Below are 20,038 nucleotides of genomic sequence, written 5' to 3' on the forward strand. Positions count from 1 at the left end.
TTGAAATAATAGGACAGATCGCCATACTTAAATAGCATGGGGTTGATTGCCTGATTTGTTGAAATCTAACGCTGCACGCTGATATATCAACTTTGTCCTGATTTATGGTGAACGTCCAGGACAGTTAGACAGTTAAGCTAGCCACTTAAGAAGTAAAGTAAGAATATCTAAAAATCTCTAAGTTATTTTAGGATTGAAATTGAGGGCTGATGTACAAGTTTGCGGCGGCTGCGGAGGATGAATTAGTTGTGTTTGGTGCGGCCAAACCGGGCTACCGCGATGAGGAAGTTGCTGGCTGGATTGATTTTATGCGGCGACAGAAGATCGATCGAGTTTGTTGCTTGCTTCCCGAGACACAACTCATCGGCTATGGTGACTTGTTGGGAAGCTATGGAAATGTTTTTGGGTGCGATCGCGTTTGCTGGGCTCCGATCGCAGATTTTGAATTGGCCGATCGCGAAATTTTAGTCGATCGCATTTTACCGTTTTTGACATCTGCAAGTCGATCGGGCGATCGGGTGGTGGTTCACTGTGCTGGCGGGATTGGGCGCACAGGACAGGTTTTGGCTGCTTGGTTGGTTAGCGGGCGGGGTTTTTCTAACCAAAAGGCGATCGCGGCTGTGAAAAAAACTGGCAGAAATCCTTATGAAGCTGCGATCGCTGCTGTTTTCAAGGGTCGAAATCCGTGGAAAGTCGCTGCTGAACTTGATGCTTTGTTGGATGATTGTCGTTGACAGTTGACAGTTGACAGTTGACAGTTGACAGTTGATCGCTTGAGTGCACTTGATAAAGGAAGGAGGAGGATTGGAGTAATGATATCGTTTCCGGTTACATCGATATTGTTTAAACAGTCACCGGAAAAGGGTTCCGGCTTTCAACCAATTCTTGGTGGTTAAAAAGTCGGTTTCTGATCTCGCAAATGCCTAAATGGTGTTCAACATAGGAGATCGATCGCCTTCAATGACTATTGACTATTGACTGCTGACTACCCTTCGGCTTCGCTCGGGGGGCGAGCTGACTACTGTCAACTGACTACTGTCAACTGTCAACTGTCAACTGTCAACTGATTTGTCACTGCTTCGGCGAAGGGAACCGGCGCATCAAGCTGCAACCAGTGGCTGGTTTCTGGTATGACTGTGGTGGCAATTTGGGGGCGCAGTATGTGGAGGCTGAAAGGCCAGGAGTTGGCCGGCGCGAGGACTGCTGAGATTTGGGTGCCCGGAGTTGCAAGGATGCGATCGATCGCACCAACTGCATCGTAAGCAAACATACCTTTGTACATACCGATGAGACGATCGCGCGGCGTGGCTGCGAGGCGTGCGATCGTGGTTTCGCGCGTCGCAGTTGTACCGCCGTCGAGGGCTTGGGAGAACTTTTCCTCTGCCGCAGCGCGGTAGCTGTCGCCCGCTAGCGCTGCGAGGAAGGGAACCATCTGTTCTTCGTACACGGAGGGCGGCAGGTAGTTAAAGTCACCGGGGGGATCGGCTAGGATGACGCGGGTGATGCGAGTTGGGGCGCAGTCGGCGGTGGCGAGGACGACGAGGGAACCGAAGCTGTGTCCGACGAGGGCTACTTGGGGGATATTCAGCGCGTCGAGGATGGTGATGATGTCGGTGGCGCAGCTATCGGGGGTGTAGTCGCCGTCTGCGGGCGGATCGGATGCGCCGTGGCCCCGGAGGTCGATCGCCAAAATGCGCTGGTTTTGGCCGAGATTGGCGCGCAAAAGTGCGATCGTCTCGTCCCAGACTCCGAGGTGGTATGCCATACCGTGTACGAAGAGGACGGGGATGGGTTCTGCTTCTGCGCTGCTTGCTGCGCCCGTGTCGGTGAGATTGAGTCGCCCCGCTGGGCCGGTGACAGTTGCAATGTGCATAAAATACCTGGACTTTAACGTTGTTCGGATTGGTTCGTAGTGCGGACTTCAGTCCGCATAATGCTACGGACTGAAGTCCGCACTACGAACCGTTTTTGTCATGGTAATCGACCGGAAGCGATCTGCGCGATCGCAAATATGAATCATAATTGGAACCTGCGGCATGAATAATTTGCAGTCGCCCCTCAACTTGTTTTACTCAAAGATAGCCCCATCCAAGCAAGCTTTTTTCAAGTCTACTTTACCTAAAGTTGCACCTCTTAAATCAGCATTTGTTAAGTCAGCATTACTTAAATCTACATTAGTCAAATCGGCACCTCTGAGATTAGCATTGCTTAAATTTGCCCCAGCTAAATTTGCCCTCACAATTTGTGACTTATGCAAGTTGCAGCCACTCAAATTAGCCGATTGCATCTGTGCTGCTGCTAAAATTGCTTTATTTAAATTAGTGCCGCTCAGGTCAGCCAAATTCAATTTGGCATAACTCAGATCGATGTTTTCCAAACAAAGTTGGCTCAATTGAGCGCATCTCAAGTTAGCATTAACAAAATATCTGTCTCCCGCCGCATAACGGCGCAGCAATTCGTCAACTCCCAGCCGAGTTAAAACCGGTTCGGCCGCCTTTTGATAGCACCACGATGTCTCCAGCAAACTCGCGGCTGTTTCAATTGCTACCTTGTCGGATTTAGGTAGAACCAAGCTATTGCAGCCATCCCACTCGCCGCCTAGCATAAATGCCATTTCAGAAGCTGCTGCAATTGAGTCGCAAAGCAAAACGGTTTCTGGTTTGGGTGGCAGCCAGTTCATTAAAGCGATCGAACTCTTGTTTTTCACTGTTTATTCAGGATTTGTTCGCGTTTCTTAAATTATAAGTTAAATTATTTTTCCTCTCTGGAAACAGGTAAGGTGCGCTGCGCGCACCTACCGTTTGAGTTCTTGCAATTAGTCCTAGATATTGCAGCAGTCAGAAGGCCTTTGTCACAATCTGACTGAGGACTTATGACTGATGATTAATCAGTCGTACTAACGTGGTCGATGCGCTCTAATTGCCAGAGAATTTGGTTGCCCTCGCGGCGCACGCGAGAAACTACCCAGTTGCGCCAAACCCAGTTGTCTCCGCGGCTGGTGACAGCGCTGGCATTTACATCCATCAAATCAGCCAGTTCAGAACTGGTAATCAAGTAGCCTTTGGTGGCAACTTCGTCAGCTATGTGCAACGTCTCGATCAGGTTGCGGAGTTCCTGAACCCTCACCTCGCGGGGTAAGTTCTCCAGGGTATCGGCAGTTGAATCCATCATGGTAGAGTTGGAGATCGGAAGGTCAGAAGTTATGACATAGGATTCTATCGTTTTGTTACCAGTTGTGTCCGTTTCTTCCAAAACAATTGGGTTTTCAATGTCTAGCGGCGATGACCCAGACTCATCTGTTGTTGGTCGATGCTGTTGCAGGGCGGGAGTGCGATTGTGAGAGAAGCTGCGGGCAATTTCATCGCATCTGTCGTTGTAGAAGTCGCCGGAGTGGCCGCGGACGTGTTCCCACTTGATTTGTCGGGAATTCAGCTTGTCTAGCAGGTGCCAAAGGTCTTGGTTGACGACATCTTTGCCTGTTGAGGTTTTCCAGCCTTTGTTTTTCCAGCCTTGAATCCATTTGGTGATGCCGTTTTTAACGTATTCGCTGTCGGTGTAAACGGTGACTGGTTCGGTTTGACCGGAATTGGCAAAAAATTCTAATGCAGCGACGGCCGCCTGCATTTCCATGCGGTTGTTGGTAGTTTGAGGGTCTGCACCTCCGAGTTCGTGACATTTGCCGTCGGCGAAGCAGATGACTGCACCCCAACCGCCGGGGCCTGGATTGCCGGAACAAGCGCCGTCTGTGTACAAGCTTTTGATTGTGGGAGTTGTCATGAGTTAATTAATTTGTTATTTACGATTATTTTGTTCGCGGGTGCGATAATTGAGGGAAATTGCGATCGACTGTAGATGCCCATGAAAAACGTCAACTTAAAGATTAAAAAGGTCGGGCTATTTGTTTGTCCGTTTTCTTTGTTAATTTTTAATACTTTCGCCCAGGCGCAAACAGTCGTGCCTGCTGCTGACGGTACTGGCACTGCTGTCACCCGCAATGGTAACCGCTACGATATTAACGGTGGCAGTTTGTCGGGAGACGGGGCGAATCTTTTTCACAGTTTTGGGCAGTTCGGCTTGAATGAAGGTCAAGTTGCTAATTTTCTGACTAATTCGGCTATTCAAAATATATTAGCTCGCATTGCTGGTGGGAACCCTTCGCTAATTAATGGTTTAATTACGGTCACGGGTGGCAATTCTAATCTGTTTTTAATTAATCCTGCGGGGATTGTGTTTGGCCCGAACGCGAGTTTGAATGTGCCAGGTGCTTTTACTGCGACTACTGCTAATAATGTGGGTTTTGGTTCTAATTGGTTTAATGCGGCAGGTACAAATAATTTTAGTGCCTTAGTTGGTGCGCCAAATGCTTTTTATTTTGGGGCGAATCAACCGGGAAGTATTGTTAATGCTGGCAATTTGGCTGTGACTCCGGGCCAAAGTTTGGCTTTGCTGGGCGGTACGGTTTTGAGTACGGGGCAGTTGTCGGCACCGGGCGGGCAAATTACTGTTGCTGCTGTTCCGGGCGAGAATGTTTTGCGGATCAGTCAACCGGGGCTTTTGTTGAATTTGGAAATACCAACTGACCAGAATTTGCGTAATTCTCAACAAAGTTTAAATCCTGTTTCTTTGCCGCAGTTGCTGACAGGTTCTGCACAAAATCAGGCGACGGGTGTTGCTGTTGCTGCTGATGGTAGCGTGCAGCTTGTGGACTCTGGTTTGCAGGTGAATTCTGGGGATGTGGCGATCGCTGCTGGGACTACAGCAGATTTCAGCGTGGAGGGCGGGCACGGGGGCACCGCCCCTACGGAAACCGGCTTGTCTGTACTTCCGCAGGTGAATGCGGGAAGTGCGACTATTTCGGCGGCGGGAAATCTGACGTTAGCGGGGGCTAGGCTGCAAACTGCGGGGGATTTGAACTTGCTGGCACGGGATGCGGTGCGGGTTCGCGATCGCGTGCAGAATCCTTTTTTGGCCCGGGCTGGGGGGAATTTAGAGATTCGGGCCGATCGCGCGATCGACATTCTCACCTTAAACGCTACCGGCGGCTTATCTCTTCCCCCGCAATTTCAAAGCGGTGGCAATTTGAGTTTAGTCAGCAACGGTGTAATTTCGGGGGATGCTCACTTTGCTTCAAGGGGCAATTTTTTGGTGCGGAATCTGTCGGGAAGGCCGGGAAATTTTGTCAGTTTATTTGACCCGATTATCAGTTCCGAAGGTGATGTTTTATTGGGAGATTATACTGGGGTTTCGCTGAAAGTCGAGGCGAGGGGTAGCATTGTTGCGGAGGATATTACAATTACCGGCCCGGATGTTGGATTGCGGACTGAAAATGCGACTTCAGATCCAGATATTGCTATTTTAACTAGCAGTCCAGCCTTAATTCTCCGGGCGGGAGTAGCAAGTTTGGCAAATCCGGTGAGTATTTCTTCTGACAGTGTAGATGATGATAGTATTTTCACTTCGACGCCTATTTTGAGTGGCAGAACTTTGATTTATGTGGAAAACATTTCTGCGGGCGGGCCTGTGATTTTGTCGGCGGCGCAAGAGGTGGCAACTAGAAATATTAATGGCGGTCAAATTAATCTCGAAAGCAGGGAAGGGGCTGTGATAGTTGGAGGCAGATTAACGTCTGCTTCGACGATTAATATTCAGGCTGTTAATAATATTATCTTGACAAATGACATCGTTCCGGCTGATATCAACGGCAATATTACTCTGAATTCGACTGGGGGCAATATAGTAACTCGCGCGATCGACACTGGGAATTCTGGGGCGATCGCACTTACAGCATTCGGCAATGTCAATTTTGGGAATTTGCGGGGTTCTCAAGTTAATGTTATCAGCAACTCCGGCGCTCTGGGAGTGTTGAACGATCCCAATACAATCGTCCCAAATACTACACCTGCCAGCGTTACAGCAACCGAGAATGTCACTTTGGCAGCTCCTGGGGACTTAAACGTGGGGAACCTCACGGGTTCGACTGTCGGAGCTACCAGCCGCACCGGAAATGTCGCTACGGGTGCGATCGCCTCTACGGGAGATGTCAGAGTTGTAGCGGGACAGCAAATCATTACAGCGCCAATCACTGTTAATCCGATCGCAGCAAATCCAGTTAATCCTACTACTCCCACAGTCAATCTGGACGCGAACACTAATATTAATGTAGCATCGGTTAATGCTCCCACTGCCACCGTTGCTTTGAGAGCAACCAACAACTTAACTGCCGGAAATTTGCAGGGGGGAGCAGTGGATGTTTCCAGCACCACGGGGAATATTACAACTACTAATACTGCATCAACAGGAAATATCAATATCAGGGCTCCTGGAAATGTAATAAACTCAGGAAATTTGCAGGGTATCGGAGTTAATGTTGCCAGCAATTCGGGAACTGTTACCACTGGTAATACCAACGCTACAGGTAATGTAGATTTGACAGCTTTTGGCAATTTAAATGCCGGGAATTTGCAGGGAGTTGGGATTAATCTTAACAGCACTACCGGAAATGTCACCGCTGGTAATCTCACCGCTGCCGAACAAGTTGGGATTTCGGCGGGCCAGCAAATTCAAACCGGGACAGTTAATATTACTCGCCCTACCACACAGCCAGTTAATCCCCTGTCGGCGGTAACTCTCAATGCTGGAAATAATATTAGCGCGATCGGGATAAATGCTCCTGCTACAAGGATTGTTTCGAGAACACCGACTAACTTTACTGCGGGAAATTTGCAAGGAAGTGCAGTTGATGTTAATAGCGGTGGCAATATTGCGATCGGCAATACTTTGTCAACGGGCAATATTAATTTAAATGCGGTGGGAAATGTGACTGCGGGTAATTTGCAGGGAGTAGGAATTGGTTTAATTAGCAGTAGGGGAAATGTCACTACTGGTAATATCAATGCTGCGGAAGTTGTGAGGATTTTAGCGGGAGGGCAAATTAGCACCAGGGCAATAAATGTTAATCCTGTGGTTGCCGATCGCACTTCTGGAGTAAATCTTAACGCTCAAAATGATATTAGCATTGAATCTGTTAATGCTCCCGGCGGTACGGTGAATATCCAGACTCCGGGTTTGGTGCGGGTGACGGGTACTTTTGACCAAAACGGTACTCCTGTGAGTGTCTCGACTGTTGGCGGCACTCAACCGGGTACAGTGAGGATCGCCCACGGCGGCGGTGATGTCAATCCGCCGACACCTTTTGTGGTGGGAAATGCGAGGAATAATGGGACGGCTGGGGCGATCGCCAGCAATGATTCTGGTACGATTACTGAGGGACAATCTTTCATAAATTCTTACACTCAGGGCAATAGTGCGATCGTCACTACCAACCAGCCAATTAATCCCAACCAACCAATTAATCCGAATAATCCGAATAATCCCAACCAACCAACTAATCCCGAGAATCCAATTAATCCGAATAATCCCGAGAATCCAATTAATCCGAATAATCCAATTAATCCGAATAATCCCGAGAATCCAATTAATCCGAATAATCCAATTAATCCGAATAATCCCGAGAATCCAATTAATCCGAATAATCCGAATAATCCGAATAATCCAATCGATCGCAATAACCCAAATTCGTTGCCACCATCGCTAATCGATAGATTTCCATTAGATAAATCGCGATCGATTTTTCCCGATTCCAACCAACCCTTTAACCCCGAACAGCGGCAGAATCAAAACAGAATATCGCGAGATATAGGAAAACCCGGAGACAGGCTGCCACCCGAAAGAATGCAATCTCCGAGAGGACTCAGAAATTTCATCGTTGGAAATCCCAGAGAACCAGTTTTTGGGGCAGCATTTCGCAGCGACATCGGCAGGAACCTGGATGCAGGGAAATTATCAGCAGCTTTACCTCTGCTGGAGAAATCTTTTGGTCAAGAATTCGAGGAATATTTCGGTCTTAACATCAGCAAGGATTTACTATCGGTAGACGACATCAAGAAAAAATTAGTATCGGTGGGCGCAGAAACGAAAACGAAACCCAGCTTAATATATCTGTTTTCGCGATCGGAAAAATTAGATTTAATGTTAGTAGATTCTTGCGGTGCAGTAGTTCACAAAACTGTGCCGGAAGCGCACCGGGAAGAATTGCTGAAAGTTGTAAAGGAGTTCAGGAATGAGATTACTAATCCAGCCAGACGTAATACTACGAGTTATCTATCATCTGCCCAACAGCTTTATAAGTGGATGGTTGAGCCTTTGGAGGAGAATTTGAAGAAGTGCGAAACAGATACTATTTCTTTTGTAGTCGATCGCGGTTTGAGAGGTATGCCCTTTGCTGCTTTGCACGACGGAAAGCAATTTTTGATCGAAAAGTACAATCTCAGCCTGATGCCCAGCATTAATTTAACAGATACTCGCTACGTGGATATCAGGAAATCTGAAGTTTTAGCAATGGGTGCGGATCAATTTTCGGAATTGAATCCTTTACCAGCGGTTCCTGCGGAAATAGCGGCTATTTCGCGAGAATGGCCGGGAATTAGTTTTCTGAATGAGGGTTTCACTTTCGATAATTTGAAGCAACAGCATGAAAGCCGACCTTTTGGGATTATTCACTTAGCTACTCACGGCGAATTTCGTCCGGGACTGCCGAATAATTCTTTTATTCAGTTGTGGGATAGTCGGTTAAGACTGAATCAATTGCGTGACTTGAGATTGAATAATCCGCAGGTAAATCTATTAGTTTTAAGTGCTTGTCGGACTGCGGTGGGTGATGACAGTGCGGAGTTGGGTTTTGGGGGTTTGGCGCTACAAGCTGGGGTGCAAACGGCTTTGGGGAGTTTGTGGTATGTTTCGGATGAGGGTACTTTGGGATTGATGGCTGAGTTTTATCAGCGTTTGAAGATTGCCCCAATTAAGGCGGCGGCGCTGCGAGAAGCGCAAATTGCGATGTTGCAGGGAGATGTGCGTTTGGAGGGCGGCAAGTTACGGGGTTCGAGTCGGGGTGAGGGAGTGGAGTTGCCGCAATCTTTGCAAGGGTTTGCAGATTTGAAGTTGTCGCATCCTTATTATTGGTCGGCTTTTGTGATGATTGGGAGTCCGTGGTGACTGGTAATCGGTAGTCAAGCCTTCAAATCTGAAAACCAAATAGAAACCTCAGCATCTGGATTTTCGGGTAGCCGAGTCCATCCAGTTGATTGGGCAAATCTCTGCTTGACTAGCGCCAGTTGATTTTCATTTTTATCCAAAGCATTGGAGACAACAAGTATGACTCTCAAATCTTGCGCTGTTGTAATTTTACTCTTAGCTTCTTCACCGTCAACTATTGGGAGTGAGAGGATTCTGTGTCTCATTTCCAGCCACGAACCAAAACGCAATTCATCGGTATCTTTAGTTAAAACGACAACATCTTTAGGTGATTTAACGGCAGATTTTATCTGAGTAACTACCGATTTAACATTCTTTTTTGACAAGATATCGACATAGAGAAAATTCTCTGTTGTTGCGTAATTTTTCCGCAAAATTATAGCCTCAGCCCAATCAACTATATAATTGAGCGGGGGCAGCAATACAAAGAATACCAATACAACAGACAATACAATTTTTGACAGTATAGATTTTTCATGATTTGAAATCCAGTAAATGTAGTAAGAAATCACAAAGAAGACAGTAAGTATAAAGAAAGGATTGCTGTAACGACCGATGCCTGCCATTAATAGATTTATTCCAGTTTTATAAGATATATATGCAATGAATATAAAAGGAATCGTTGTAATGCAGCCCCAAAGAATAATAAGTTTTTTATTGTATATATTTTTGCGAGCAGACTCTGCAACAAACCAAAAAGCTGCTAAGGTTCCTGCCAGACCTACAAATATTTTAAAAGTTTCTGCTTTCCGTGAAATATCTAAGGTAAATAACTGTTTAAGAATAGTGCTTGTAAACGTCAACAGCCTACCTTGAGTAAAAATTTCTGAATTGAATAGACCTAAACCTGGAGCTCCTATTAAACTCAATAAAAAACGCATTCCTCTTGTAGAAGGCGATGCCACAGGAATAGCAGCTTCAAATTGGTCTATAGCACTATTGACTCCAGAAAGTGCATGGTGAATAGCGCTCAGACCAATTACTGGCAAAAGGGTGAATACCGTACAAACTGCTAACAGGATAAAACGGTTTTTTAAGGTATATTGTTTGCTGAAAAACCATAAAAATACAGCTAGATAGGCGAGCATTCCTAGAGAAACTAAAAAAGCAGAGTATTTTAACCAGTAAATTCCTCCTAAAAGTAGACCTAGTAGAGCTGCATGAACTAGAAAGCGACTGTCAAATTTATTCCCTGAGTCTAAAATTGAGCACAGATACATTGCGTACAGTAATACCCAAGGCATGACTGCCCAAGGAATCACATCTCCTGCTGTACAAACCAATAATGAGCCAATTTCTATATAATAGATAGATAACAGGACAGCTATAATTATTTTGATTTTCTGGTCAGAGGTGAGAGTATCTATTACCTTTATCCACCCCAGACCGCCTGAAACAAACAAAAAGTATGCGGTTGTTCTGACTGCGATTCCTAAAGGCAATCCGAGGGCGATTAAAGGTAAAAATGCGAAGGTGACGCCGGGAGCGTGCCAGACTATCCAGGTTTGTATATCTTGAGAGATATCTTTTTGATTTACTGTGACAACTGAGTTGATCAAACTAGATCCTCCGCTCAACCACTGGTTGATTCCTTTGATTTGAGGGATTGGATCGAACTCTATTTGGTAAGGAAATACTGAGGCGATCGCAAAAAAGACAGTGACTATAAATAGAAATATTAAATATGGCGCTAATTTCTGATAACGAGAATTTGTTAAATTCATAATTATAGTTTTAATTAGGTGAAAAATAAACTATAAGTCACCTGTCTAAAAACTGGCGATAAATGTGATATTTCTTAATAGTTATGAAAGTTTTCGCTGGTAGGTATGTTCGCCAGCAAGAGGTGGGAGTGTTGGGTGGGACGATCGCACTTGTTGTCGATCGCGCTTATTGTCGATCGCACTGCGCTATCATTCGGATCTAAGCGGATTTGAGATCGATGATTTTTTGGGAAAGGTCGATCGCCCTTTTGACCTATTTTTTCGGTTTGGTGCGCCACCAGGTGATGCCGGCTGCGAAAAGGGCGATCGCGCAACTCAACAAAAAGGAATACTTTGTCTGTACCGCTTGATGCTGCGATACCGCCTGCTGCTAAACCTACGCCGATCGCCATACAGGATCTCAAATTAATCTCGCAACTGAGTTAAAATAGTCTTGAGCTTATTGTTGCCGTTCATATTGGTTGTCGTGGATGCTGTTCGGGCGATCGAAGTCAGCTTGTCAATCTATGTACATAGTATCGTTTAAATGCACAAAACTCGGCACTTAACCCCCCACTCTTCAACCCGCGGAGGCGGGTTTCGTCTGTGTAGACGCGGTTTCAACCGCCGAAAAAACCGCCGTCTCAACCGCCGAAAAAATCCCGAATTATCTACGAGAAATATCCCAGCATTCCCGCGCAATCTCCCAATCTTCCTGAGTATGAATCACCAAAACCCGCACCGCAGAATCAACCGCCGCAACATCATCATCAATTGGCGAATTCAAATTCTTCTCCCCATCCAACCTTAACCCAATAAACCCAAAAACCTCGCACACAGCAGCCCTGACAGCAGCCGAATTTTCCCCAACACCAGCCGTAAAAATCAAAGCATCCAACCCTCCCAAACTCGCCAACATCGCCCCAATTCCGGCGCGCAAACGGTGGATGTAAATATCCAATGCAAGTTGAGCCCGAGAATTGCCATTTGCGATCGCCTCCGCAACCAGCCGCATATCGCTAGAAACCCCAGAAATCCCCTTCAAACCAGAATTTCGATTCAGAATATTATCGAGTTCCTCAGCAGTAAAGTGCGATCGCCTTAACAGATGAATTATGATACCAGGATCGATCGCACCCGATCGACTCCCCATCATCAAACCATCCAAAGGAGTAAAACCCATCGTAGTGTCAACACTCAGGCCGTCGCGAACCGCCGCCAGAGAGCATCCGTTGCCCAAATGACAGCTAATCAGCCGCAAATCGGCAGAATCGCGGTTCAGAATTTCGGCAGCCCTGCGAGCGCAATATTGATGGCTAATGCCGTGGAAACCGTAGCGGCGAATCCCCTCTTCCAGCCATTCGTAGGGGCCCGGATACACAAAAGCTGCGGGCGGTAACTGTGAGTGAAAAGCTGTATCAAAAACTGCGACTTGCGGCACATTTCCGAGGATTTTCTCAATCGCTTCGATACCTTCCAAGTTAATCGGATTGTGAATGGGAGCAAACTCAGATAAACGGGCGATTTCCTGTTTTACTTCCGGCGAAATTCGCGTACTTTGCTGATAGTTTCCCCCCCCATGTACGACGCGATGACCGACAATATCAATCTCGTTTAAACTGTTAATAACTTGAGTTTCACCCTGCCACAGAGTCTCTAGCATTCGAGCGATCGCCCCAGCGCGAGAATCCGAGGCAATTTCTTCCTCAAATCTATGGCCAGCAGCAGTTCTGACTTGCAACTCCCCCGCACCTTCGCGGTGAGTCCAGTCTATTTTTGCTTCCCATAGAGGTTGTGGCGGGCGATCGGGAAGCGTATCATTTAGTTCGTAAAAGCAGCTTTTTTGACTGCTAGAACCTGCATTTAAAACTAAGATTTTCATGGTAATTGGGCATTGGGCATTGGGCATTGGGCATTGGGCATTGGGCATTGGGCATTGGGCAAACAGGTAATTGGTAATTGGTAATTGGGAATTGGTAATTTAGGACTTACTCACTTCAACTTCAGAAACCGCGTTTTTACCTTTTCTGCTGGTTGGAACCTGTGTATTTTGCTCAAAAACGCGGTTTCTGGCTACCCGTATTGATTGTTAGCTATTCACTAATGACGACTTTATTAAGGAATTTATCAAAATGTTAAGTATTAATGCAATCTGTAGTCAAGCGTTACGGTTATTTGATATATCTTCGTCATCAGATTTTCATTGATTAAAGTTTAAGGAGCCGATCGCCATGTTGACAACAATTTTATTAACCGTTGCCCCTCGTACCGTAGAATGGAGCCCCACCATTGGGCTGATTATGATTGTCTGCAATATTCTAGCCATTGCTTTCGGCAAATTAACAATCCAGCATCAGAGCACAGGTGGGGCAATGCCTTCAGCGAATATGTTCGGCGGTTTTGGTTTGGGTGCAGTCTTGGGAACCACCTGCTTTGGTCATATTTTGGGCGCAGGTACGATTTTAGGATTGTCTTACATTGGCGCGATTTAGAATCTAGGTGGGGACTGCACACCTTTTCTAAGTACCGGGTAAATTGCGGAGGTTTTCATCCAAGTGCGATCGATCGCCCAAAACCTCCAGCATCGGCCCGCGCACATCAAACTTGACAATACTAATAGAAGCTGCTAAAGCGGCAATACGATTGCGATAACTTCCCAAATCAATCCCCAACAAACCGCACAGAATAATCCGAATAGTCGCCTTGTGGGAAACCACCAAAACATTTCCGCTCTTGTATTTTTCCTGAATTTCTGCAATAATTAAAGAAGCTCTACTCGCAATTTGCACAGAAGTTTCGCCCTTAGTCGGTGCATTCCAAGCAGGTTCAGTCAGCCAATTAATATAATCTTCAGCGTATTCTTGTTTGACAGCTTCTAGCGTTTTGCCTTCCCACTCACCGTACTTAATTTCCTTCAGTCCATCGCGCAACTGCATTTCAATCCCAATTTTATCGCACAAAGGTGTTGCAGTTGCGATCGTCCGTTTCATGGGGCTGACATAAACAGCATCCCAAGGCAATTTGGCGTAAGTTGTAGCAAACTGTTGGGCCATTTGAGCACCTTCGGCTGTTAACTCCGGGTCGAGGTCGCCGCAGAAACCGCCACTTTTGCTGTAAACTGTTTCACCGTGGCGTAGAAAGTAGATTTTTAAGCTCATAAATTCCTAGGTTTGTTCTTCAGTCCGCGTAGGCGGACTTCGTTCGTGTAGTAGCGGTTTCAACCGCCGATTATTTCAACCGCCGATTTCATTTGTTTTCTCATTTTAACAAAAAAGCCTAAAAAAATCTTTCAAATCATCAAGAGCAGAATTATCCCAATCCCAAATATCTTTTTTGTGTTCCATAACATAATCAAACTTAGACATACTGCATTTCTCTCCTGCTCGTTTCTGTTCCTGCTTTGAGCAAGTATCAAATCTAATATAGTTGCTAATCCAGAATTTATCAAACTCTTTCTGGTTGATTTTCTTTCCCTGACTTTCTAGGCAATTTTTCCAGCTATCCAAACAATCAGCATAGGTCGAATCTTTAGCCTTGATTGCCTTTAAAAGCGTTTCCAGTTCACCTCTACCTCCCACATTTGTAAAGTAACAAGCCAATTTTGCCTTTGTTCCATAATTTGTACAAATATCGATAAATTGTTTAGTGCTTGACAAAGTTTCCGATTCAAACACATCTTTTATACATTCACTTACCCATTCCAGCCGTTCTGACTCTGAATAATTATCGAGATCTATAACAATCCCAATTTTTTCTATATCTCTCTTTTGCAGGTCGGCTTCTAAATCTTTTAACGTAGTGATTAATTTTTTTGGATTCAAGCCTTCCAAACATTCATAATCATCTATACAAATAGAAGGTTCTATCTGGATGTTGCAGTTGAGAAACTCAACCATTGCTTTCATGAAAATTGCATCATTTTTGCTTTCTACGATGACAATATTACTCACCTCTCACTCCTTTCTGATGCTCTAGTGCGTAATTCAATGTTTCCAAATCGCGTCTGATACCGATTATTTGATTTGTTTTGAGTTTCCTTGCTAGTTCAAAATAGGCGCTGCTGCATTTCTGATCCGGCTCTAAACCAACATCAGCAAATGCTTGAAGCATCTCTAAACTGTGAGTTGTCGCAAAAATCTGGGTATCCAGTTCAACCGCTAATCGGAATAACATTCTCCAAAAATCTCGCTGGTTCGTATAGTGTATGCCATTCTCTATTTCATCAATGAGCAATATTTTATGTTCGCTGTTTACCAGTTTAAGAATAATGTCTGCAACTCGGTTCATGGCATCTCCAAACAATGATAGAGGCAAACGCTTTTCGCCTTTTCTTCTCAAGTATAGCGTTGGTTCCCCAATATAAAAACTCTCTACTGATTCGATTGCAGGGTCGATAATTTGAAAAGCTTTTAAAACTTCGCTATCTTTTTCATTCAAACGCGCGTTATCGTATGCTACTGTGAGTTCTCTCCCTGAAATCCTGGTAAACGATGGAATGATTGGTACTTTGCCAGTAGTAGAAGTATCATAACTCATTAAATGTGTCGCAGGAACCTTTTTTGATGACAAGGCAGATCGATTTTCGTTCCTCATAAACTCAATAACTATACTAGATTTAACTGAATTAATTTCTAATTTAATTTCTACTCGATCCGTGTTGTTGTAGTCTTTTCCAATAATTACTATAGATGTATCTTTTTTTAGTGCGTAAAATAAGTTATCCCAGGCTCTATCTGGCATAGCTTGTACAGCTTTTGATGACTCTCTTCTTAACTCTTTTAGGATTGCTAGACTGCTAGCGTGTGGAGCAATATTGAGAAAAATTGCTTCTAGCAAAGCTGTTTTGCCAGCATTGTTTTTACCGCCGATTAAATTGACTCTTTCAAACCCAGAAATTTTGATTTGCTCAAAGCACCTAAAATTTTGGATTTCTATTTCTTTAAGCATTACCGATCCTTTTGAATTAATTTAACTCATCTGCGTTAATCTGTGTTCATCTGCCTGTATCTGCGGTTAAAAAAAGAGAATTTTGCAACCGCAGATGAGAATAGATTAACGCGGATTCACGCAGATGAAGAGAACCCGCGCCTAACCCGGTGCACCCGATCGCACACCCTGATCTCCTGTAGCCGTCGGATCTTTAGTTTCCTTCGGCATTTCAGACGCAACAGCGCCACCGTGAGGCCACTTCCAATCGCGGATTTCCGGCATATCGTCGCCGTGTTTAGTGATATACAGCCTGTGCTCGATCAGCTTATCTCGCAGCGCCTGTTTCCCATAAGCCGCAGCATAACTCAGTTTCGGAACCCGGTCAATTACATCACCAACTAAATGAAAGCGATCGAGATCGTTGATCACCACCATATCAAACGGCGTGGTAGTTGTTCCCTCTTCCTTGTAACCGCGAACATGAATATTCGGGTGATTTGTCCGTCGATAAGTCAATCGGTGAATCAGCCAAGGATAGCCGTGAAAAGCAAAAATTACAGGCCGATCCTTCGTAAACAAAGCATCAAAATCCTTGTCAGACAAACCGTGAGGATGTTCCGTCGAAGGCTGAAGCGTCATCAAATCCACCACATTCACCACCCGCACTTTTAACTCAGGATAATCTCGGCGCAGAATGTCAACAGCCGCCAAAGTTTCCAGTGTCGGAACATCACCCGCGCAGGCCATCACCACATCCGGTTCGCCACCTTTATCATTGCTAGCCCACTCCCAAATGCCAAGGCCCGCCGTACAGTGTTTAATCGCAGCATCCATGTCCAAATATTGCAAAGCCGGCTGCTTTCCAGCAATAATCACATTCACATAATTGCGACTACGGAGACAGTGGTCAGTTACTGACAGCAAAGTGTTCGCATCGGGCGGCAAATAAATCCGCACCACCTCCGATTTCTTGTTAATTACGTGGTCGATAAAACCCGGATCTTGGTGCGAAAAACCATTGTGGTCTTGCCGCCAAACGTGAGATGTTAGCAGGTAGTTGAGAGATGCGATCGGTCTGCGCCAAGGAATTTCGCGAGTCGTTTTCAACCATTTAGCGTGTTGGTTGAACATCGAATCGATGATGTGAATAAACGCCTCGTAGCAAGAGAAAAAGCCGTGCCTTCCTGTTAGCAAATAGCCTTCCAGCCATCCCTGACACAGATGTTCGCTGAGGACTTCCATCACCCGCCCGTCAGGAGACAGGTGCTCGTCATCCTCTGGCAAAATACTACCCATCCACTCCCGCCCAGTTACCTCAAATACCGGATCGAGGCGGTTTGAAGCAGTTTCGTCGGGCCCGACAATGCGGAAATTGGCGTTTTCCTGATTCAGTTTCATCACATCCCGCAGAAAGCGGCCGGAAACACGGGTTGCTTCTGCCATCACAGTCCCCGGTTTTTGCACGTCAACGGCGTAGTCTGCAAATTCTGGCATTTTCAAGTCTTTCATCAGCAGACCGCCGTTAGCGTGCGGATTTGCCCCCATCCGTCGATCGCCCTTCGGTGCAAGTTCCGCCAATTCTGCAATCAATTTACCCTTGTCATCAAACAGTTCTTCCGGCTTATAGCTTTTCATCCAATCTTCCAGGAGTTGGACGTGGCCGGGCTTAGAAGCCATTTCTGCTAGCGGGACTTGGTGCGATCGCCACGATCCCTCAGTTTGCTTACCGTCAACCTCCTTCGGCCCAGTCCAACCCTTGGGACTTTTAAGTACAATCATCGGCCACTGAGGGCGATCGGAATAGCCCTTCGTGCGCGCTTCCTCCTGAATCGACTTAATTTCGCCGATCGCCGTATCCATCGTTGCAGCCATCAACTGGTGCATCGTTTCCGGGTCTGAACCTTCGACCCAATAAGGTTTGTAGCCATAACCGACCATCAAACTCTCTAATTCCTCGCGGGGAATGCGGGCCAACACGGTAGGATTCGCAATTTTGTAGCCATTCAAGTGCAAAATCGGCAACACAGCCCCATCCCGAACCGGGTTGAGAAACTTGTTAGAATGCCAGCTAGCAGCCAGCGGGCCAGTTTCTGCTTCCCCATCCCCGACAACCGCCGCCACAATCAAATCGGGATTATCGAAGGCCGCCCCATAAGCGTGGACAAGGGCATAGCCAAGTTCCCCGCCCTCGTGAATCGAACCCGGAGTTTCCGGCGCGACGTGGCTGGGAATACCGCCGGGAAACGAGAACTGTTTGAACAGCCGTTGAATTCCCTCTTCATCTTGGGAAATGTTCGAGTAATATTCGGTATAAGTTCCTTCGAGATAGGTGTTAGCCACCAAGCCCGGCCCGCCGTGTCCTGGGCCTGCGATGTAGATAGCGTTTAAGTCTTGGGCTTTGATGACTCGGTTGAGGTGAACGTAGATGAAGTTGAGGCCTGGAGTGGTGCCCCAATGTCCAAGGAGTCTGGGTTTGACGTGTTCGAGTTTGAGGGGTTCTTTGAGTAGGGGATTGTCGAGGAGATAGATTTGTCCGACGGAAAGGTAGTTAGCCGATCGCCAGTAAGCGTTAATTTTGCCTAGTTCTGAGTCGGAAAGCGGCTTTAATTGGGGGATTTCGGTCGTTGCTAGCATCATAAGTTTTTCAATCCTGAGTTTGAGTGATGTGTTCGGTAAACTCTGTTTTGAAATTCGATCGAGGCCGAGAAACCGGGTTTTTTACAAAAATACTTGATTGCAACCCGCAGATTCGGGAAAAAACCCGGTTTCTTTGTCGGAGTCCGTAATTTATGTTTACTCCATATTTTTCAAGCAAACAATTGAATTGTATACCAGTTTTATCTAAATCAAACTTTAAATCAACGTTAATTTTTGAGTAACAAGTCAGCTATTATCGCGGCAGAAAAGCTGGAGGTTGTGAGGGGTGAAAGCCAGCAATGAAAAATATACTTCTCTAGGTAGAGGTGAGAATAATTTATATTAGATATGCAGATTTTTAATTGTGGAGCTATAATGAAAAAGTTCGACATTGAATCTGAAGGGAGCCTTGATGCTACCTGTTAAGAAAAAACTTTTCACCATAGATTCTATGACAATCAAAGAATTAGAAGCACAACTTTTGGCCTTAACGCCAACCGAGAAAGCTCAAATCATCCAATTATTAACCCAAAACTTAGCTAACACCTGGCAAGGAATTAGCAAAACCCCCGGTGTCTGTGGCGGTGATGCTTGTATCAGACAGACTCGCATTCCTGTTTGGGTGCTGGAGAGCTTTCGTCGGTTGGGTATGAACGAGTCTCGACTTTTAGATAACTATCCCACACTAACGGCTACTGATTTAGCAAATGCCTGGGCTTATGCGGCAGTTGTTCCAGATGAAATTGAAATAGCTATCCGCGAAAATGACGAGGCAGACGCAATTTTAGATACACCGGAAAATATCAAATAGTAAAATATGGCATAATATAAATATTCGTTTCATAGCCATTCGACCTATGACCGCCCAAATCACCCTGAATTTGCCAGATGAAGTCTATCACCAAGCAGAATTACTAGCGCAGCAACGCCACCGCAGCGTGAGTGAGATTATAGTAGAAACTCTGGAAATTTTCCTTTTACCAACCACTAAACCAGTATCAGAATTGTCTGATTCTGAAGTAATCAGTCTGACTCAACTCCGGCTGCAACCAGTCCAAGAACAACGATTGAATGAATTGCTAGATCGCCAACAGTCCGGTACGATTACCTCTGTAGAACATCAAGAATTGCAAGCATTAATCCACATCTATGAAGCTAGACTATTACGACAAGCTCAATCCTTAAATGAAGCTGTGCGGCGCGGGTTGCTCGAACCATTAAAAGGATAATCAAAATGGCAATTTCTGAACAAGTTAGAGCCAGAGTTCGCACACAAGCTCAAAATCGATGCGGTTATTGTCGCAGTTTACAAATGTATGTCCTGGGAATATTGGAAATTGACCATATTATTCCTAAAGCGACGGGCGGTACTGACGAGGAAGAAAATCTCTGGCTGGCTTGTAGTCTGTGCAATAATTACAAAGGAACCCAAACTGACGCATTAGATGCGGTCACGCAAACGCGCGTTAAGTTGTTTAATCCGCGCACTCAACAATGGTCACAATATTTTGCTTGGAGTGAAGACTCTACAGAAATTATTGGACTTACAGACTGCGGTCGCGCAACAGTAACAGCACTACAACTCAACAATAATATTGCTGTTACTGTCAGGAGTCAGTGGGTTAGTGCTGGATGGCATCCGCCAACAGAATCAAGTATTTCATAACAAAATTCAAGTC

At 45.6% G+C, this 20,038-nt stretch carries 16 protein-coding genes; 6 read left to right on the top strand and 10 right to left on the bottom strand.

The features are described 5' to 3' along the window. Positions 1–209 precede the first annotated feature (209 nt). Positions 210–734 carry a dual specificity protein phosphatase family protein gene (locus JGK22_RS18630; protein ID WP_293225336.1) on the top strand — a complete coding sequence of 175 codons (525 nt, stop codon included), beginning with the start codon at positions 210–212 and terminating at the stop codon, positions 732–734. Between the two features lie 311 nt (positions 735–1,045). Here the strand turns inward: JGK22_RS18630 and JGK22_RS18635 are convergent, their stop codons facing one another. The 3 genes from JGK22_RS18635 to rnhA form a co-directional block, all read right to left on the bottom strand. Further along, complete coding sequence (locus JGK22_RS18635) at positions 1,046–1,873, bottom strand: alpha/beta fold hydrolase (protein ID WP_293282173.1); 828 nt, start codon at positions 1,871–1,873, stop codon at positions 1,046–1,048. A 195-nt stretch (positions 1,874–2,068) separates the two neighbouring features. Then, positions 2,069–2,707 (bottom strand): pentapeptide repeat-containing protein, encoded by a 639-nt coding sequence (locus tag JGK22_RS18640; protein ID WP_293192459.1) that lies wholly within the window; start codon positions 2,705–2,707, stop codon positions 2,069–2,071. A gap of 176 nt (positions 2,708–2,883) precedes the next feature. Beyond that, positions 2,884–3,777: a ribonuclease HI gene (gene rnhA, locus JGK22_RS18645; RefSeq protein WP_293185270.1), complete on the bottom strand. Its 894-nt coding sequence runs from the start codon at positions 3,775–3,777 to the stop codon at positions 2,884–2,886. A gap of 81 nt (positions 3,778–3,858) precedes the next feature. Between rnhA and JGK22_RS18650 the strand changes: the two genes are divergently transcribed. Next, positions 3,859–9,051 carry a CHAT domain-containing protein gene (locus JGK22_RS18650; protein WP_293313376.1) on the top strand — a complete coding sequence of 1,731 codons (5,193 nt, stop codon included), beginning with the start codon at positions 3,859–3,861 and terminating at the stop codon, positions 9,049–9,051. 14 nt (positions 9,052–9,065) lie between these two features. Here the strand turns inward: JGK22_RS18650 and JGK22_RS18655 are convergent, their stop codons facing one another. From JGK22_RS18655 to JGK22_RS18665, 3 genes are all read right to left on the bottom strand, one after another. Then, a complete protein-coding gene (locus JGK22_RS18655; protein ID WP_293185267.1) occupies positions 9,066–10,814 on the bottom strand; it encodes a hypothetical protein in 1,749 nt (582 codons plus the stop codon). Between the two features lie 74 nt (positions 10,815–10,888). Further along, positions 10,889–11,206 (bottom strand): hypothetical protein, encoded by a 318-nt coding sequence (locus JGK22_RS18660; protein WP_293219609.1) that lies wholly within the window; start codon positions 11,204–11,206, stop codon positions 10,889–10,891. Between the two features lie 254 nt (positions 11,207–11,460). After that, the gene (locus JGK22_RS18665) at positions 11,461–12,675 is read right to left on the bottom strand and encodes an acetate kinase (protein ID WP_293313379.1); all 1,215 of its coding nucleotides are present in this window, start codon (positions 12,673–12,675) and stop codon (positions 11,461–11,463) included. 349 nt (positions 12,676–13,024) lie between these two features. On the opposite strand from JGK22_RS18665, the gene psaK reads away from it, so the two are divergent. Next, entirely contained in the window at positions 13,025–13,285 is a 261-nt protein-coding gene (gene psaK, locus JGK22_RS18670; protein WP_293185258.1) for a photosystem I reaction center subunit PsaK, read from the top strand. 27 nt (positions 13,286–13,312) lie between these two features. Here the strand turns inward: psaK and JGK22_RS18675 are convergent, their stop codons facing one another. The 4 genes from JGK22_RS18675 to JGK22_RS18690 all read right to left on the bottom strand — a co-directional run bounded on the left by JGK22_RS18675 (position 13,313) and on the right by JGK22_RS18690 (position 18,359). Next, on the bottom strand, positions 13,313–13,951 hold the full coding sequence (locus tag JGK22_RS18675; RefSeq protein ID WP_293313381.1) for a histidine phosphatase family protein: 639 nt from the start codon (positions 13,949–13,951) through the stop codon (positions 13,313–13,315). Between the two features lie 105 nt (positions 13,952–14,056). Further along, positions 14,057–14,743 carry a DUF3226 domain-containing protein gene (locus JGK22_RS18680; protein ID WP_293313383.1) on the bottom strand — a complete coding sequence of 229 codons (687 nt, stop codon included), beginning with the start codon at positions 14,741–14,743 and terminating at the stop codon, positions 14,057–14,059. Then, complete coding sequence (locus tag JGK22_RS18685) at positions 14,736–15,740, bottom strand: AAA family ATPase (RefSeq protein ID WP_293313385.1); 1,005 nt, start codon at positions 15,738–15,740, stop codon at positions 14,736–14,738. The genes JGK22_RS18680 and JGK22_RS18685 overlap by 8 nt, the downstream gene beginning before the upstream one ends. A 141-nt stretch (positions 15,741–15,881) precedes the next feature. After that, entirely contained in the window at positions 15,882–18,359 is a 2,478-nt protein-coding gene (locus JGK22_RS18690; RefSeq protein ID WP_293313387.1) for a phosphoketolase family protein, read from the bottom strand. A gap of 451 nt (positions 18,360–18,810) precedes the next feature. Between JGK22_RS18690 and JGK22_RS18695 the strand changes: the two genes are divergently transcribed. The 3 genes from JGK22_RS18695 to JGK22_RS18705 are packed head-to-tail and all read left to right on the top strand — an operon-like array spanning position 18,811 to position 20,025. After that, on the top strand, positions 18,811–19,170 hold the full coding sequence (locus JGK22_RS18695; protein ID WP_293187022.1) for a DUF433 domain-containing protein: 360 nt from the start codon (positions 18,811–18,813) through the stop codon (positions 19,168–19,170). Positions 19,171–19,216: 46 nt separating this feature from the next. After that, a complete protein-coding gene (locus tag JGK22_RS18700) occupies positions 19,217–19,588 on the top strand; it encodes a hypothetical protein (protein WP_293187021.1) in 372 nt (123 codons plus the stop codon). Between the two features lie 5 nt (positions 19,589–19,593). After that, entirely contained in the window at positions 19,594–20,025 is a 432-nt protein-coding gene (locus JGK22_RS18705; protein ID WP_293187020.1) for an HNH endonuclease signature motif containing protein, read from the top strand. The last annotated feature ends 13 nt before the right edge of the window (positions 20,026–20,038 follow it).

Source organism: Microcoleus sp. PH2017_08_TRC_O_A (assembly GCF_020738665.1).
GTDB lineage: Bacteria > Cyanobacteriota > Cyanobacteriia > Cyanobacteriales > Microcoleaceae > Microcoleus.